Genomic DNA, 1,145 nt, shown 5'->3' on the forward strand with positions numbered 1-1,145 from the left:
CCCCCGGACACCCCGGGCCGCCCCGGCACGGAGGAGGTCTTCGCCGCCCACCTCGACCTCATGTGCCTGCGCGTCGCCGTCCGCATCGCGGCGGGCGACCGCCCCGGCCCCACGGAGGTACGGCGCCTGGCGGCGCGGGTGGCGGGCCAGGTCCACGAGGCGGCCCGGCGCTGCCTCGGCCCCGGCCAGGGCGAGCTGGACCGCCCCGCCTTCGAGGCCCTCTTCCCCTGGCGCACCGGCTGGGCCCAGGCCGTCCTCACCGAACGCCTGCTGGTCCCGGCGGGCGCGGGCTACCGCTTCGCCCACGAGGAGATGGGCGACTGGATCCAGAGCACCCACCTCGACCTGGACGCGGCACTGCGGGCGCTGGTGCACCGCTGGCACGCGGAGAGCGCGGGCACGGGCCGCGTGCCCCGACCACGGCGGCCGCACAGCGCGAGGGCGCAAGCCCCGGAGCCCGTGGACGCCTCCCGCCCGGCGCCGCCGCGCAGCCTCCCCGTCCCCCGGCACCGCATCGGCCCGGTCGTCCAGGCCCTCCTCCTGCTCGGCCGGCGCCAGGGCCCGGCCGCTCTGGCGCACCGGCTGGCCGACCTGATCGAGGCGCTCGACCGGCTCCCCGAAACGGCGGGGGACGGCGACGACCCCGGCACCCCCCGAAGCCCCCGCTCCGACCCCCGCTGGTGGGCGTCCCACCTCCTCGCCGAGACCCTGCTGCGCGTCCCCGACGCGCGCCCCCACCTCGGGGTGCTGCGGCTGCTCGCCGGACGCGTCGTGCGCACGTCGGGCGGGACGGGCGGGGGCTGGGCGCGCGGCGCGTACGCCGAGTTCGGGCCCTGGTTCTGGCTGGAGCTGCGGCTGCCCGAGGCGGACCGGCTCGACCTGCTGCGCCGCCTGGTCCCCGCCGACGGCGAAGCCGGGGAGCGGTTCCTGGACGCCGTCGCCCGGCGGCTCGCCGCCCGCCCCCGTACCGTCCAGCCCCTCCTGTGCGCCTGGTTCACCGACGAGCGGCCGCTCCCCGCCGCCCCCGGCGCGGAGGTCCGGCCGACCGTCGCCACCGCCGCCCAGGCGCTGCTCCACGCCCGCCGGAGCCTCGCCGTGGACGACCTCGCCGACGCCCTCGTCGCGTCCGGGCACCCCCGCGCGAG

At 80.3% G+C, this 1,145-nt stretch carries 1 pseudogene; it reads left to right on the plus strand.

Going from position 1 to position 1,145, the window contains the following annotated elements:
* Nucleotides 1–1,145, plus strand: a pseudogene (locus MHW47_RS35570) (serine protease); the annotation flags it as partial.

Source organism: Streptomyces sp. OfavH-34-F, assembly GCF_022347745.1.
Taxonomy (GTDB): domain Bacteria; phylum Actinomycetota; class Actinomycetes; order Streptomycetales; family Streptomycetaceae; genus Streptomyces.